General features: G+C 42.8%; 13 protein-coding genes and 3 pseudogenes. 9 read left to right on the top strand and 7 right to left on the bottom strand.

Annotated elements, in window-relative coordinates; translation table 11 throughout:
* Positions 1-192 precede the first annotated feature (192 nt).
* Positions 193-390 carry a hypothetical protein gene (locus MICAI_RS14705; protein WP_002760234.1) on the bottom strand — a complete coding sequence of 66 codons (198 nt, stop codon included), beginning with the start codon at positions 388-390 and terminating at the stop codon, positions 193-195.
* A 13-nt stretch (positions 391-403) separates the two neighbouring features.
* A complete protein-coding gene (locus MICAI_RS14700; protein ID WP_008203472.1) occupies positions 404-1,672 on the bottom strand; it encodes a DNA methyltransferase in 1,269 nt (422 codons plus the stop codon).
* Positions 1,673-1,861: 189 nt separating this feature from the next.
* On the opposite strand from MICAI_RS14700, the gene MICAI_RS14695 reads away from it, so the two are divergent.
* From MICAI_RS14695 to MICAI_RS14685, 3 genes are all read left to right on the top strand, one after another.
* Positions 1,862-3,133, top strand: coding sequence for a dihydroorotase (locus MICAI_RS14695; RefSeq protein ID WP_008203471.1), 1,272 nt, complete (start codon positions 1,862-1,864; stop codon positions 3,131-3,133).
* A gap of 84 nt (positions 3,134-3,217) precedes the next feature.
* A complete protein-coding gene (locus MICAI_RS14690) occupies positions 3,218-4,384 on the top strand; it encodes a DNA-methyltransferase (protein WP_008203470.1) in 1,167 nt (388 codons plus the stop codon).
* Between the two features lie 20 nt (positions 4,385-4,404).
* Positions 4,405-4,977 (top strand): Uma2 family endonuclease, encoded by a 573-nt coding sequence (locus tag MICAI_RS14685; protein WP_008203469.1) that lies wholly within the window; start codon positions 4,405-4,407, stop codon positions 4,975-4,977.
* Positions 4,978-5,065: 88 nt separating this feature from the next.
* On the opposite strand, the gene MICAI_RS14680 is transcribed toward MICAI_RS14685, so the two are convergent.
* Entirely contained in the window at positions 5,066-6,490 is a 1,425-nt protein-coding gene (locus MICAI_RS14680; RefSeq protein ID WP_008203468.1) for a Ni/Fe hydrogenase subunit alpha, read from the bottom strand.
* Between the two features lie 701 nt (positions 6,491-7,191).
* On the opposite strand from MICAI_RS14680, the gene MICAI_RS14675 reads away from it, so the two are divergent.
* The 5 genes and pseudogenes from MICAI_RS14675 to MICAI_RS14655 all read left to right on the top strand — a co-directional run bounded on the left by MICAI_RS14675 (position 7,192) and on the right by MICAI_RS14655 (position 12,176).
* Positions 7,192-8,178 carry an RNA polymerase sigma factor, RpoD/SigA family gene (locus tag MICAI_RS14675; RefSeq protein ID WP_008203467.1) on the top strand — a complete coding sequence of 329 codons (987 nt, stop codon included), beginning with the start codon at positions 7,192-7,194 and terminating at the stop codon, positions 8,176-8,178.
* 509 nt (positions 8,179-8,687) lie between these two features.
* The gene (locus MICAI_RS14670; protein WP_008203466.1) at positions 8,688-9,923 is read left to right on the top strand and encodes a PEP-CTERM sorting domain-containing protein; all 1,236 of its coding nucleotides are present in this window, start codon (positions 8,688-8,690) and stop codon (positions 9,921-9,923) included.
* 263 nt (positions 9,924-10,186) lie between these two features.
* Positions 10,187-10,435: pseudogene (locus MICAI_RS14665) on the top strand (DUF29 domain-containing protein); the annotation flags it as partial.
* Between the two features lie 103 nt (positions 10,436-10,538).
* Positions 10,539-10,802, top strand: a pseudogene (locus MICAI_RS14660) (DUF29 domain-containing protein); the annotation flags it as partial.
* A gap of 339 nt (positions 10,803-11,141) precedes the next feature.
* Entirely contained in the window at positions 11,142-12,176 is a 1,035-nt protein-coding gene (locus MICAI_RS14655; protein WP_008203464.1) for a PEP-CTERM sorting domain-containing protein, read from the top strand.
* 150 nt (positions 12,177-12,326) lie between these two features.
* Here MICAI_RS14655 and MICAI_RS14650 read toward each other — a convergent pair whose 3' ends face one another.
* Both MICAI_RS14650 and nblB read right to left on the bottom strand, forming a co-directional pair.
* Complete coding sequence (locus MICAI_RS14650) at positions 12,327-13,418, bottom strand: tetratricopeptide repeat protein (protein ID WP_008203463.1); 1,092 nt, start codon at positions 13,416-13,418, stop codon at positions 12,327-12,329.
* A gap of 73 nt (positions 13,419-13,491) precedes the next feature.
* Positions 13,492-14,157 carry a phycobilisome degradation protein NblB gene (gene nblB, locus MICAI_RS14645; RefSeq protein WP_008203462.1) on the bottom strand — a complete coding sequence of 222 codons (666 nt, stop codon included), beginning with the start codon at positions 14,155-14,157 and terminating at the stop codon, positions 13,492-13,494.
* A gap of 44 nt (positions 14,158-14,201) precedes the next feature.
* Between nblB and MICAI_RS14640 the strand changes: the two genes are divergently transcribed.
* The gene (locus MICAI_RS14640; protein ID WP_008203461.1) at positions 14,202-14,957 is read left to right on the top strand and encodes a tetratricopeptide repeat protein; all 756 of its coding nucleotides are present in this window, start codon (positions 14,202-14,204) and stop codon (positions 14,955-14,957) included.
* Positions 14,958-14,973: 16 nt separating this feature from the next.
* Here the strand turns inward: MICAI_RS14640 and MICAI_RS14635 are convergent, their stop codons facing one another.
* Positions 14,974-15,927, bottom strand: coding sequence for an ABC transporter ATP-binding protein (locus tag MICAI_RS14635; protein ID WP_008203460.1), 954 nt, complete (start codon positions 15,925-15,927; stop codon positions 14,974-14,976).
* A gap of 53 nt (positions 15,928-15,980) precedes the next feature.
* Positions 15,981-16,081 (bottom strand): annotated as a pseudogene (locus MICAI_RS27190) (ISNCY family transposase); the annotation flags it as partial.

The following is a 16,081-nucleotide window of genomic DNA, read 5'->3' as shown; positions in this document are numbered from 1 at the left end:
GATAAATTTACAAATATTATCAAACATTGCGAGCGTTCTGCCTTTGTAATTACTACCATCCACATCAATAAATTCAAGATTACTTGCTATCAATTCCTAAACAATTAAGCTAAATAAACCCCCGATCATTAGTAAAAGTCTTTGATTTCATGGTAATCTTTGACCCAAGCTTACGAAATATTATATCACCGATTAAGATAGATCATGATTTAATCTTGTTTTAAGTTCACAAACATAATTAACGGTAGCATAATCTGTCTTAATAATTAACTTTACTTCAGCCAGTAATTGACCAGATATATAGGGTTTATCTTCAATATTTTCCTGAAAATTAGGTAAGGATTCCAGACAGTTCAAATATTTATGAAATAGGGAATATTTGGGATACATAAGCAATAAAAATTTACCTTTTTTCTAAGATTAGTAAATATTCAGATTTCATGCCATCAGGATTTTTATTCTTGCGAGATTTGAATAATTGTCTGGTTTTAATTCTATCCTCAAAGACGGTATCAAAAATAAAGCCATTTTCCTGAAAATATTCCCCTAATATTCGCCAAGTTTCTACTTCCACCCCATCCACTTTCGGATTACCCACAAAAATGCAAGCTTTCCCAGCTTGTTTTAATTTTCTGGTGGCATTTTCTAAAGCGTTGATGGTGTGACAAAAATAGGAATCGAGTATTTTATGTAAATTCTCTTTCTCTAAACTTGATCTCACTTGATTTAAGGTTTCGGTTTCGATTAATCTGGTAGCCTGTCGGTAGGGAATTTCTAGCTTAGAGATTTTTTGCACTTCTTTTTCTGTATATCCTAACCAATATAAATCTAGTTTTGCTGTTCTGATATATTCCTGTGCTTGCAGATAGGGGGGGGAACTAATTAAACAATCTAACTCTAGATTTTGCTCAATCTCAAAAGTGGCACTATCTACTCCTCCATAAAAAAGCACCTGATTATAATTGCGCCAAGTTACGGTAATATATTGATTGACGCTGGTTAAAGTTTCAAAACTCATCTCTTTAATCGTTCGTTTTAATTCCTCTTGCCAATCTCTTTGTAATAGTTCTTGTATATCTGATTTTTTGTATTTCGATTGAAATAATTTAGGTTTGGTATGTTCTGCATAGGAAAACTGTTTACTAACTTTCACTAAAACCGCTTGAATGATCTGGGAATACAAATCAAGTTTTAGACTTTTTTGACCTGCCCAAAGTTTCTGTAAAACTGCTAAAATCTCCTCTGGATACCAATAGTTTAAATTTGACCACTGAGGGATAAATTTATCCTTGCTGGCAAAAACTTCTAAGATTTTTTTATCTAACTCCGAGTAACTCAATGGTTCTTGGTGTTCTGTAATCTTAATCGGTATAATATGGTTTAAAAGATAATTCAGGTCAGTTAAAACCGCATTTCTTTGACAAAGTTTAGCCTCTAAACCCACCGTACCCGAACCAGCAAAAGGATCGATAATCCAATCATCCTTTTTGGTGTAATTATCAAGACAGAATCTCACCACTTGGGGAATAAATTTGGCAGGATAATAATAGATGCTGTGGGTTAGATAACTGGTGCTGGTGATTTCTGGTACTAAATCTCGAAAGGAAACTAATCGCGGTGTCCCCCGATTAAATTCTTCTAAATTATTAAAATCGAAAAGTTCTAACTGCATGATTCGGCTATCAATTCTTCTTAGGGTAGGTCAGCCAATTAAAATAAAGATTAAAACCGTAGCTGATCAATATTCTAACTTATCCTCCCTTAACCTAACCGAGAACTCAACTTTTTTACTTTTTACTTTTTACTTTTTACTTAACGTGATATACTGCCAGAGGAAAAAATGACGTTTTAATTAGTCTGCGTGAATAGCCAATCCTCGACGATCATAGAACAGGTTAGAGTCCTTGACCCCCTGACACAAACCGATCGCATTGCCGATGTCTGGATTGAGGAGGGGGTAATTAAAGCGATCGAATCTCAGCTTCCCCCAAGAGAAAACAGTAACTATATTTCCGGTCAAAACTGTATTTTTGCTCCAGGATTAGTCGATCTCTACAGTCATTCCGGGGAACCCGGCCACGAGGATCGAGAAACCCTCGCATCTTTGCTCAAAGCGGCCACGGCCGGAGGCTGCACCCGGGTGGCAATTCTCCCCAATACTCTCCCTCCCCTCGATCACCCCGCACTGATTAGCACATTACAACAAAAAAGTCAAGGGTTTTTTGACTCAAAATCGACCCGTCTGCATTTTTGGGCAAGTCTCACCCTAGGCAGGCAAGGGCAAAAAATGACGGAATTGGCTGATTTAATGCCTGTAGCGGTGGGTTTTACCGATAATCGCAGTCTGGAAGATTTGGGACTGTTGCGGCGCTTATTGGAATACCTAAAACCCCTCGGTAAAAATATCGCCCTTTCCCCCGTAAATCAGCAATTAAAGGGTAATGGAGTCATGCGTGAGGGGGAAACCTCGATTCGCTTCGGTTTACCCGGGGATCCTGCTATTTCCGAAACCACTGCTTTAGCCACAATTTTAGAAATCGTCGGCGAAATTAATACACCTGTTCACCTAATGCGAATTTCCACCCGTCGAGGAGTGGAATTAATTCGCGAGGCAAAAATGCGGGGATTGCCGATAACCGCTAGTGTGACGTGGTTGCATCTCCTCTTAAATACAGGATCGATCGCCACCTATCATCCTAGTTTACACCTCGCTCCCCCCTTGGGCAACGAAAGCGATCGCAAGGCGTTAATTGCGGCAATTAAGGAGGGAATTATCGATGCAATCGCGATCGATCATCGTCCCTATACCTACGAAGAAAAAACCGTCTCTTTTGCAGAAGCACCCCCCGGCGCAATCGGGTTAGAATTAGCTTTACCGCTGCTCTGGGAAAAATTAGTAATAACCGGGCAATTATCAGCTTTACAATTATGGCAAGCGCTTAGTCTCAATCCCTGTCATTGTTTACAACAAAAACCGGCATCTCTCAACCCCGGTAATCCCGCAGAAGCAATTCTTTTTCATCCCCAAGCAAGCTGGAAAGTAACAGCAAATAATCTTCACTCCCTCAGTCATAATACTTTCTGGTTAAATCAAACAGTTACGGGAAAAGTGTTAGCAATGTGGAATTTTTAAAAGGTGGCCAATTTCTATCTTGAGACTCTCCTAGTTTTTTGGATAATGATCAGCTAGAATTATAGAGAGAACTAGAGTAATGTCATGGAAAAAGAACTGGTATCGGACAAGCGCGGTTATCTGCTTCGCACGGTGGCAGAAGCTAAAGAAATTGTCCTTAATTGGTTGCGAGAAATAAATTTAGTTAATGCGATTAAATTAGGTTTACCAGAAGTGGATGACAGGCATCATATTTGGCGAATTCCTTTATGTAATGACCAGAAAAAAACCGTTGGGGAAGTGGTGATCGATGCCTACACTACCGAGATTTTGTTAGATAAAACAACTCGGACTGAAATTATTATCGCTCGTCTGTTAAAACAGGATGAATCTAAATTAGAAACCCGCAAGAAAACCAAAAAAGAATACAAGCTTTCTTCTCTGAGAAATACGATCGGATTTGGTGATTGTGGCGAACTTTTGGAGGAAATGCCCGCAGAAAGTGTTGATTTAATCTTTACCTCACCACCCTATTTTAATGCTCGCCCGGAATATTCGGAATTTGAAGAATACGAAACCTATCTATTGAAGCTGCGACAGGTGATCAGAAAATGCCATCGAGTTTTGAGTGAAGGACGTTTTTTTGTCATTAATATTTCTCCCGTGCTGTTGCGTCGTGCTTCCCGTAATGAAGCTTCTAAACGTATTGCTGTCCCCTTTGATTTGCATCGAATTTTTATTGAGGAAGGTTACGACTTTATTGATGATATTATTTGGCTAAAACCAGAGGGAGCAGGGTGGGCAACTGGTAGAGGACGCAGATTTGCCGCTGATAGAAATCCTCTCCAATACAAAACTGTGCCGGTGACTGAATACGTTTTAGTCTATCGTAAACACACGGATTTACTCATCGATTGGCATATTCGCAATCATCCCGATCAAGAAGTAGTAAAAGCCTCAAAAATTGCCGATGGTTATGAACGCACTAATGTCTGGAAAATTAACCCAGTCACTAACTCAAAACATCCCGCCGCTTTTCCCGTAGAATTGGCAGAAAAAGTGATTAATTATTACTCTTTTAAAGGTGATGTGGTTTTAGATCCTTTTGCTGGTTCAGGAACCGTGGGACTAGCGGCCGCTTCTTTATATAGACGTTTTGTTTTATTCGAGAGTAATTTTAATTATATTGAACTGATACGAAAGCTAATTACTGAAGGCAATAAGACTGATTTAGACTCAGTTATTTTGCTTAATTGTCCGTTAGAAAACTAACAATGAGCGAGGTAAACACCATGACAGCCGGTAAAAGTCACGCTTATTTTACTCCAAAAGACTATCTGGAAATAGAGAAAATTAGTCCCATTAAACATGAATATATGCAAGGGCAAATCTTGGCGATGGCTGGGGCCAGTAAAGCCCATGTTATCATCACAGGTAATCTTTCGGCTCAATTAATTAATCATTTACGGGGTAGTGGTTGTCTTGCTTACGCTACCGATATGAAAGTGCGTCTCCCTAGCTTAAATATCTTCTATTATCCCGATTTTGCCATTACTTGTGACCAACGGGATCGAGTTTCCCAGGAAGATTTTATCCTGCATCCGCGAGTGATTATCGAAGTTTTATCCGACTCCACGGCAGCCTTTGATAGAGGCGATAAATTTGCCGATTATCAAACTATCCCCGAATTAGAGGAATATCTACTTATCGAGCAAAAACAAGTCCTAATTGAACAATATCAACGTCAATCTAATAACCTCTGGATTCCCCATATTTATCAAGCGGGAGATTTAATCACTATTAACTGTATTAACTTTTCTTGTCCGATAGAAACTCTTTATCAAAACCTAGAAATTCTTAGCTAGAATCTTCACCGTAAAAATAAATAGTAAAATGGGGTCAGGTATTAGGATAAATTTCCCCTATTTCCTAACCCCCCAACAACTTAGATAATTAACCCCGTTGTCGAGTATTGATCACCTCACCGGCTGCATTAACTAACTCTAGCTGTAGCGGCATTTGTCCCATAGCGTGAGTGGAACAACTTAAACAGGGATCATAGCAACGAATACCCGCTTCCACCCGGTTTAACATCGCTTCGGGAATTTCGCCACCATGGATATAATGTTGGGCGATTTGTTTCACCGTTTGATTCATGGCCAAATTATTATTACCCGTGGCAATAATCAAATTCACCGTTTCAATCAAACCATTTTCATCCACTTTATAATCATGGAATAAAGTACCCCGGGGCGCTTCACTAACTCCCACCCCTTGCAGATTATTAATTCCCGCTTCGGCCCGGCAGCGTGGAGAAACTATATCGGGATCGTCGATTAAAAGTTCGATACGCTCCAAACAGCCTAAAATCTCCACTAAACGAGCATAATGATAGTAAAAAGAAGAGGTTGCTACACCACCGACCCGATGGCGATATTCCCGTAACTCCATATCCGCTCCCTCCGTGCCAAAATGGGAACAAACATTTAACCGTGCCAACGGACCCACTCGATAGATACCATTGGGATAACCGAGGGGTTTATAGTAGGGAAACTTTAAATAAGACCATTTTTCTACTGATTCGCCGATATAATCGCGATAATTGTCTTCGCTGAGGTTATCGGCCACGATATTGCCTTGACTATCGGTAAAACGAATATGACCACCGTAGTGTTCCCACTCGTCCCGTTTACCGACCAATCCCATAAACAGGGAAGGGAAATTACCAAAAGCGGCGATTTCTGTGGTTAAATTGTCCAGAACTCCTTTAAACAGGTTTAAAGCCGTGTAAAGAGTCGCTTTAGACTCCGGCAGTCGTTCTTTAATCCATTGTCGCCCTTCTTCGCTCAAAGGGGAACGCACACCCCCCGGGACAGACCAAGCGGGGTGAATTTTTTTTGCTCCCAAAAGTTCAATAACTTTCTGTCCAAATTGACGTAAACGGATGCCTGCTCGCGCTAGGTCGGGATCGGCGGCGATTAAACCGAAAATATTCCGTTTGGCGGGGTCACTTTCCCAACCAAGCAGAAAATCGGGACTGCTAAGATGAAAAAAGCTTAAAGCATGGGATTGGGTTAATTGTCCTAAATTCATCAAGCGCCGCAGTTTTTCCCCCGCAGGGGGGATTTGCACCGCTAGAATTTTATCGCCAGTTTTGGCGGCACAAAGTAGGTGACTAACGGGACAAATCCCGCAAATTCGGGCAGTAATTCCCGCCATCTCCCACATCGGCCGTCCTTCGCAGAATTTCTCGAAACCGCGATACTCGACCACATGAAAACGCACGTCATCCACTTCCCCCCCATCGTCAAGGAAAATCGAGATCTTGGCATGGCCTTCGATCCGGGTGACGGGATCGATAACGACGGTTTTAGTCATAGTAAGTCCTCATTGTTCAGGAGTTCCACAGAACGGTATTGTGGAGAGTGCGATCGAGCTTGGTTTAAACGATAATTTATCCCGATCCCCGCCCTGCTGTCTCTATGATAGTTATTACCCCCCTGGCAATCCTAATTTTTATAACAATTTTTCCCGATTCTCTATCGGGGCTAATTTAGCATTTTGTAGCAAATACTACAGAAAATAGTTCGGAAATCCGCAATGATTACATCTCCCTTTGCTGGTGTTGATCGGTCATTATATATATAGAAGTCGGTTCTCGGCTGTCAGTTTTCAGCTTGGTTCTGCTTGGCTCTCAAGGCTGAGGGCGAAAGAGTCGGAAGTCGGCCGGATTGTTGACGACTAATCGGGAAAATCACCTTTTGGTCTTGTAGTCTTACCTAACAGTATCAGCAGCACTGCCGAGGATTCAGGAAAAAGCGACCCAAAAACAAGCGATTGTAGTTGATAGTCCTAAACTATAATACTGTTGTTCTGGATGTTGAGAAAAAAGGATAAACCTAACATCATACCAAAGAATGAATTAACTCTGAACCTTTAGGGGATTGTCTGCGTCTAAAAGCGCAGGATACAATCAGGGAAATTCCAACGAACTCATACCGACTTCAGATAAGCCAGACTCACCCGCGAGTCGGAATAGTAACAGACTTTTTCTGTGTCAAGGAGTCACCACCAAACCAATGCCCACCGCAAAAACCAACCAAACTCAACCACTGCCCACCCTTAATGCCGATATGGTGCGTACCTATCTGCACGAAATTGGGCGAGTTCCCCTCCTAACTCACGAACAAGAAATTATTTACGGCAAACAAGTCCAACGGATGATGAGCCTGTTAGAAGCGAAAGAAGCACTATCGAAGCAATTAGGACGGGAACCAGATCGCTTGGATTGGGCGGATTCGGTGAATTTAAGCGAAAATGAACTGGATCGGGCCTTGAAAACCGGCGATCGAGCTAAACGGAAAATGATTGAAGCTAACCTCCGCTTGGTAGTTGCGATCGCAAAGAAATATCAAAAGCGGAACATGGAATTCCTAGATTTAATTCAAGAGGGTAGTCTGGGATTAGAAAGGGGTGTAGAGAAATTTGATCCCACCAAAGGTTATAAATTTTCTACCTATGCCTACTGGTGGATTCGACAAGCGATTACCCGTGCGATCGCTCAACAGGCCCGCACCATTCGTTTACCGATCCATATCACCGAAAAACTGAACAAAATCAAAAGAACCCAGCGCGAACTCGCCCAAAAACTGGGCAGAAGTGCCACTCCTGCCGAGATTGCCCTGGAATTAGAGCTAGAACCCGCTCAAATCCGCGAATATCTCAGTATGGCTCGTCAACCCATCTCCCTTGATGTGCGTGTCGGCGATAACCAGGATACGGAATTGTCGGAATTATTAGAAGATAGCGGAGTTTCTCCCGATACCTTCATCACCCAAGAGTTATTACGGCAAGACTTAGCCAATCTCCTGGCCGAATTAACTCCCCAACAACGGGAAGTAATTACTCTCCGTTTCGGTTTAACCGATGGCAAAGAGTTATCCCTAGCCAAAATCGGTCAGAGAATGAACATCAGTCGGGAACGAGTGCGACAATTAGAACACCAGGCCCTGGCCCATTTACGCCGTCGCCGGGCCAACGTCAAGGAATATATTGTCGCTAGTTAGTAAAATTAGCAAATAACCAAGAAGGAGAGCTGGCGCTCTCCTTTTTTTTCGGTTTATTTTTGCTAAAGATTTGTAACTAATCTCAACAAAAAAAAGGTGGGAATTCTTCAAGTTTCGTTAACTGCAAGATCGATAAAATGTTAATTTTTATGTCCATTTGAACCTGTCTTAACAAAATTTTTAAAAATATGTCCAACTTTGTAGAAAAAATCTGAGTAGCTTTGTTAACTTTTGTCCATTTTGTTTCATAAAATATCTCTAAAAAAAGATTTATATTTAAGCCAAAATAGATGAATATGCTTGACTTTCAAAATTCAATTATCTATACTTAAGGTAAGTCGAGTGAAAAATATTTAAGGAATAAATTGAGTCCTTAAATCTCTTTATTTCAACGGTCAAATAAAGGGATGACTGGCGTATAAACCAGACTCAACTCTTTGCAGGTTTCGACATCTTCTCCGTAAGCGATTTCGCTTTAATTGGACACAAAAATCATTAGGGAGATAGTTATGATAAATGAAAAATATGACTCTTCGGGGCGAGTGAGTCACTCAATCAAGATCGCTCTAGGTTTTGCTCTAGCGGGTGCCGTTGCTTTCCCGGCAGCAACGCAAGCGGCAACTAATACCCAAAAACAAGCGGCGATCGATTCTGGCTTGGCCTGGCTGGCAACCCAACAGCAAGCTAATGGGAAGTGGATTTACGACAACGTGAACAGTGCAGATGTTGCCGCAACTGGTGCTGCCCTGCTGGCATTTATCGAGGAGGGAAACACCCCGACATCGGGAACCTATAGCACGAATGTGACTAACGGACTGAATTACCTCTTCAGCAACGCCCAAAGTGCGGGTGTTGGGCTGAGGTTCGGTCCCAACGATTACAATCAGGTTTACAACACGGGGTTAGTCCTGCCTGCCATTATCAAGGCTGCTCCCCTGAGTACGGTGATTAGCTCGACAAACTCCCTCGTCAACGGCAAAACCTATGGCCAGGTGGTTCAGTCGGCGATCGATTACCTGGCTGATGCACAGAATGACACTGGCACTGGGGGTTACGCTGGCGGCTGGCGCTATACCCCCAACTTTGGCAGTTCCGATAACTCGGTCTCCCAATGGCCGGCCCTCGCGGGATTGTATGCTCAAGGGGCAGGTATTACCTGGCCTACCAGTGTGAAGAATCTGCAACTGAACTGGATCGACTACAGCCAGAATGACACGACGGGCGGCTTGGGCTATACTGATCCTAACAGTACAACTCCCCTGCGGACTGGATCGGGACTGGTACAGATGTCCGCTGCTGGCCTAGCTACTAGCAGTTCCCGCGTCCAGAATGCCCTAACCTATATCAACAATAATTGGCAAACCTCTGGAGCTAGTGGTACTTTTGGCGACTACTACGGTATGTGGGCAGTCTATAAGGGTTTAGAAAGCACTATCGGCCTGGACGATACGACCACAATTACTAACCTCTACGGTCAGGGAACGAATCCCCTCGATCCGGGGAGTACCTGGAACTGGTGGGAGGAATTTTCCCAGTATCTTGTTGACCACCAAAACGGTTCTGATTATTGGTCTGGCGGCTCCTATGGCACTGCGCCTATGCAAACAGCCTGGGCAATTAATATGCTGCAAGCAACCCAGATTCCAGGACCGGAAAAGGTTCCTGAACCTACTTCAGTCTTAGGCTTACTTGCCATCGGTGCTTTGGGTGCAGGTTCGGCTTTGACGCGCAAATTATTAAAGTAGGAATCTGACTCAGAAAATCACTACTTATACCATTTTTCATAAGTAATGGCAGAGATGGTTAATCGCCCTCACCCCTAACCCCCCACCCCCCGACGTCGGGGGGGGCAAGGGGGGGTAAGATACCTGCCAAGAATAAAGAAAAATGGTATTAAAGATCGATAACTAAAAGCGATCGCGCTGGATTGATTAAGTGCGATCTTTTTGAACGTCATTCCTCAGCCTTGAGAGACTTTGTACCTCACCGATATGAGAATTGCTACAATATAGAATCCCGATTAGTTTTCACCTGTGGCAGTTCCGTCATGACTAGATCGACAGAAACAGCGACCCCAACACTATACGAAGAAGATTTTTATCTCTGGCTAAAAACCACGGCAGAACAATTAAAAAAAGGCCAGTTTGCCGAGGTGGATTTAGACAACTTAATTGAGGAGATTGAATCGATAGGGAGAAGTGAAAGACACGCGCTCAAAAGTCTTTTAACTCGTCTCCTAGAACATTTAGTCAAATTAACTTAAGTAGTCGTGCAAAATTAATTTCCTAGTGAAGATAGGCAAGAGGCAAGAGACAAGAAGCAAGAGGTGGTTAGATATGTGTAATTAATTTTGCTTAGGTACTTACTGGCAATCGGAAAGAGACCGGAATGGCAATCATGGTCATGGAGAAATCAATAATTTTCGGGCAGAAATTCAAGATTTACTGAAGGATAGTCCTAGTTTAAAGCCCTATCTTCGGGAGATTTTTGAGCCATCCTACCATACAGCTTTAGAGGCCGTCCGAAAAAAAATGGGTTTATCCCCCGGCGGTTTACCGAGTCAGATAATTTTTAATCTCGAACAGGTTTTAGATCACCAATGGCTGCCGATCGATTGGGAATAAACTATTGACTATCTAATACTAAATCTGGTTATTAAAGACTGATTATTTATTCCCCCTTTTGCCTCTTGCCTCTTGCCCTTTGCCTGTCCTGATAAGTAGCCTATATTCAACGGATTTAGTATCATCTATCTGAGAAAGTCCGTAATTTAACCTTGTAACAAATCTTAACTAAAAACAGTTGACGAAAACTAGATAATCCTCTAGTATCGGGGAGTATGATTGCCACGCGCAATTAGCATTATTCAGCCAGCAAACATATTAGCAGACTGCCTTTTGCCTTGGGCGTAGCACTTATACGAGCTTTGGAAGCCGAATAAAAAAATATCTTAGGAGGCAAAAATGCGTTCACAATTTACTGACATACTTGGTTCACATAAAAACTGGTTAATATCAGGAATCGCAACTTCCTTAATGTTGGCAACTGTTCCGGTGCAAGCGGCAATAATTAAAGCAGAAGTTGATTGGAAGCTTGCGGGAATTACGCGACCAGGTTCTCCCGATATTGACGGACCAGCAACCAGTGGTTATGTAGATGTCTTGGCTGGGGACAATGATGTCCCTGGTAACGGTGTCTTTTATCACACCTACGGTGATGTCACTGGCAATTTTGGGTCACGGGTTTCCGGTGATGGCAACTATGACATTACTGGATTGTTTACTTATAAAGATACCTTTGTCAACCCAAATCCTTTCCCTTCTCCGGCTACTTTTACCTTTACGATCATTCCGGGAGAACTGAGCGCTTATATTTCTCCCAGCTATACACCCACAAGCGGACAGGGGTTATTCGCTCGCTACGAAATTGACATTCGACTCAATGGGACATCCATCTGGGACAGTAGTGCCGAGCTTCAATACAACGGTGGGACTAATACATTTTCTTTTGCCGATACAGGTACTCACTCTTTAGGGGGTACTCTTAGTCCTCTTACTCCTACTACTTCCTACTCCTACTTTTTTGGCCCTGTCACCACGACTATTTCTCTAGGTACTTTTGCGCCGGGGGAAACAAAACTGTTCGAGTACGATCTAAAAACCATCGCAACGGGCAATTTACCTACTACTTGTACAGGTAGTCCTAATGGTGGAAATCATCCTAACGAGCCTAATGGACAAGTCGGTAATTTTGCCACCGGTCCGAATAATGGAACCGGACAACAGGAAGCACCGTGTGGTGGCTCTATTGCTCGTAGTGGTGATCCTTTTCATCCTAACTTCCCTAGTGGCAGCCCCCCTGGAACGATTACAGTTACAGGAGTACAGTCAACAGCGATACCAGAACCCAGCAATCTTTTATCACTTTTGGTATTAGGAGGGGGAATTGGCGGAAGTTCAATCCGGCGTTGGTATCGCCGCAAAAATAGCAATTCTTAGAAGAATATTTGGGGCTGGCACGGGGGGCAAATCGGTGTCAACTCAAGAAAAAATGATGATTTTTTCTTGAGTTGCGAGGGGGGAAACTCTTGATAAATCTTGTAACCCACATTCCGCACCCTCAATGAGAAGCTGATCACTGATCTGGTTTTACTCAACCAACTTCTTCAGCAGGGCATCCACTTCCTCCAGGCCAGATTGATTATTTTTCAGCACATAAACCGCTCGCGCTTGCTTAAAAGCTTCCTCCGCCTCTGTTTTTCGTCCCCGGCCCGCGTAGGCCCGACCGAGATTAAGATAGACATCGGCGTTATTGGGGGCGATTTCGGCCAAATCTTGATAGGCGATAATTGCTGCAAGATAATCTTTTCTGGCCAGATGGATGCGACCGATTCCCGCTTGTGCTTCCAACGATTGGGGCTGCAGGAAAACAGCGCGACGATAAAAGGGGAGAGCCTCGTCAAAACGCTCTTGTTTTTCGAGTAAAATACCTATTTTTAGCTGAATTAAAAAATTTCCTGCATTGTGTCGTTCTATTTCTTTTAAAATCTGGGTTCCGCCATTTAAATCGCCCTGTTTGAGCAAAAGGCTGGCCAGTTGCAATCTTAATTCACTATTGTTAGGGAATCTTTGTAGGGATTTTTGGAGAAAATCGAGGGCTTCGGTGCTTTTATTCTGTTCGATCAAAGCTTTACCCATGATTTCATGGGCTTGCTGATTATTGGGGTCGAGAGCTAAAACCCATTGGTAAACTTCGCCCGCTTTTGCATAGTTTTTTTGCCGTAATAATACCACCCCTAAACCGAGGTAGTGTTGGACGTTTTTCGGTTCTATTTGAATAGCGTAGTAGTAAGCGGTGGCTGCATTGTCATAATCACCGATATTAGCCAAACTATAACCGAGAGCATGGAAAAAGTCGGGATTACTCGGATCGAGACTTAAAGCTTTTTGGTATGCTTGGGCGGCGGCGTTATAATCCCCTTGCCGCGTTTGTAAAAAGCCGATCCCAGAGAAAATTTTGGCATTATTGCCATCAAGGGCGGCAGCCCGCTCGTAAACGGCTATAGCTTCCCCATAATTGCCATTTCTGACCAATTGCCGCGCTTGACGCAGTAGTTCGTTAACCTGTGAATTCCTGCTCACGATTGCCCCCCCCGGATTATCGGCGATCGCAATTGAGGGAAAGAAACAGCCCCCCGCGAGGAGACTGACGAGCAAGATTAAACGGGTAAATTGTTTCATCGCTTTACCTTTGTTAACGATTCTTAATTAAAGTTTATTGTAAATGGTATTGACAAAAATCAACTATTCTGTATCACCCTTGAACAAGATTATTGCGGGCCTCTTGGGCGACTTGGGCGCTTTTGTCGCTAGTTAACTGGGTCAAAACAGCGATCGCATCTTCCCCCCCTAAACGACCTAAAGCTTGAGCGAGACGATAGCGCAGTTGCCAATCATCATCACTAGCCAAGGGAACAAGTAAAGAGACGGCGCGAGGGTCGCCTAGTTCCCCAAAAGCGCTAACGGCGGCCGTTTTTACCAATTCATTATCGGAGTTTAGGGCGATTTCCAGCAGTTCAAAGCCCCGGGGTTCCCCCAATTCGCCCAAAGCTGCCACAATGCTAAATTGAATTAACCAGTCGGAGGATTGTTGATAGACGGCCACCAGATCATCGTAGGCTGCCGTTAATTTTAACCCCCCGATCGCATCGGCCGCGGCTGCTTTCACGTCTGCTTCGGGATCATTTAACAAACGATCGCGTAGAATAGTTAAGGCCAGATCAGGATTCTGACGACCGAGGATATCTAGCTGACTTACCGCCGAATAACGCACCCTAGCGTTACTATCGTTAATTACAGGCTGTAACATCTCGAAGGCGATTTCTGGGGCTAAATAACGCAGTTGATTAACTCCCGATAAGCGATCGCCATAATCATCGGAATCGAGCAGTCGTTGCACGGATTCAGGGGAATAATTCATAATTTGATGACACCCTTAACAATTGGACTGGTATTAATTGTCCCATGAATAGTTATCGACTCCTGACTATCTCGATCATCTTTAGTTCCCCGGTTTTTTGGGGCTGTAGTCCTCCCTCTCCCCTGACAAAAGAACCGACAGCCGAGATGCTCGTTTCTCCTTCTCCCAGTCCGATTATTTCGCCATCGGACATTAAATCGGCTAATCGTTATCGTCAATTGGGATTACAGTATCGTCAACAGGGAGATTTTATCAAAAGTATTGAGGCTTTAAAAAAATCGCTACAGTTAAACCCCAATCATCTAGACGGGAGAGTAATTTTAGGTTGGACACAACATCTAGCTAAACAACCTTTAGCGGCACGAACAACCCTCGAAGAAACGATAAAAATTGCCCCCGATCATCTGGCTGCCTATAATGCTTTGGGAATTGTTTATCTAGTGGCTGGTGATCTTGAAAAAGCCGTAGTCACTCATACTAAAGCCGCTAATTTAAAACCCGATAATGAAATCGCCTACTATAATTTATCCCTTGCCTATCATCGTTTAAAAGATTTTAATTCCGCTATTACTAACGCAGAAAAAGCAGTTAAATTAGAGCCAAATAATCCCCATCCTCTTGTAGCTTTGGCAATAATTTATTTAGATCAAGGTGATAGTAAAAAGGCGCAAGATACCTACAAAAAGGCTAGGGATTTAGACGGTCGTTATCGAGAAAAATGGTTTCTGGCACACCTGAAAGAAGCGGGTTTTAGTCAGGAGCAAATTAAATTAGTCGAAAAGTTACTATCCGAGATTTAAAAGTTAATATTTCCCCTTAGGATGCCTGTCGATGTCCCAGTTTTAGGAAAATAGTTTCTAAATCTTCGCGGCAAGTATAAAACTCGCTTAAGGTCAGGCCAGAAACCACTAAAGATTTCAACAATTCGGCACTATCTTCTAGGGTTCCCGTAAATCTAACCCGGAGAGTATTAGTATTAATAATTCTTTGCCAACTTTCCACAAAAACACATTGTTTAAGAGCAGTTTCTAAGGTTTCTAAATTACCTAGAGTCGTAATCTGCAAGTATTGGCTGGCTAGACGTTGATTTAATTCCTCTAAAGAGGTACTTTCCACTAGATAACCTAATTCCATGATGCCCACAGAACTACAAAGTTCCGCTAAATCACTAAGGACATGGGAGGAAATTAAAATAGTCATACCTGCCGATTGTAAGACTTTAATAATCTCACGAAATTGTAGGCGAGCGATCGGGTCTAATCCAGAAACTGGTTCATCGAGAAGTAAAATTAAAGGTTCATGGATAATCGTTCGAGCTAAACTTAAACGTTGTTTCATTCCCCGGGACAAAGTAGCGATCAAATTATGGCTTTTATTGGTTAATTGTACCAGTTCTAGAACCTCATAAATGCGGCGATGACGTTGGGAGCGAGGGATATGATAAAGACGGGCAAAATAATCCAGATAATTCCAGACATTTAGGTCATCGTAGAGGGGAAAATTATCGGGTAGATAACCTAAATTTCTTTTCAGACGGGGATTACTCTCATCTCTGAAAAGACGTTCTCCGTGCAGATATATTTCTCCGGTTGTCGGTTCTTCCGCTGCCGCTAACATCCTAATTAAAGTGGTTTTTCCTGCTCCATTTGGACCGATTAACCCATAAACTTCCCCCGCTTCAATCTGCAAATCCACTTGATTAACGGCCCCATGGCGGTCAAATTGTTTGGTTAAACCAAAGGTAGCAATGGCTAATTCTGGTGCGTTCATAAAGTTTTATTAGTGGGATTGCTGACAAACTGGCCACCACATTCTTAACATTAATGTTTGGGGTTCCCATTATCAATAGAACCATTCTTGATGGTATGGTGAGAACCACCACTAGGACAAGGCAATACAGGCGAAGAGGTGATTTTGTTCTGTG

Source organism: Microcystis sp. T1-4 (genome assembly GCF_000297435.1).
Classification (GTDB): Bacteria; Cyanobacteriota; Cyanobacteriia; order Cyanobacteriales; family Microcystaceae; genus Microcystis.
Note: the sequence above shows the minus strand (reverse complement) of the source record. Positions and strands in the feature narration are given on the sequence as shown.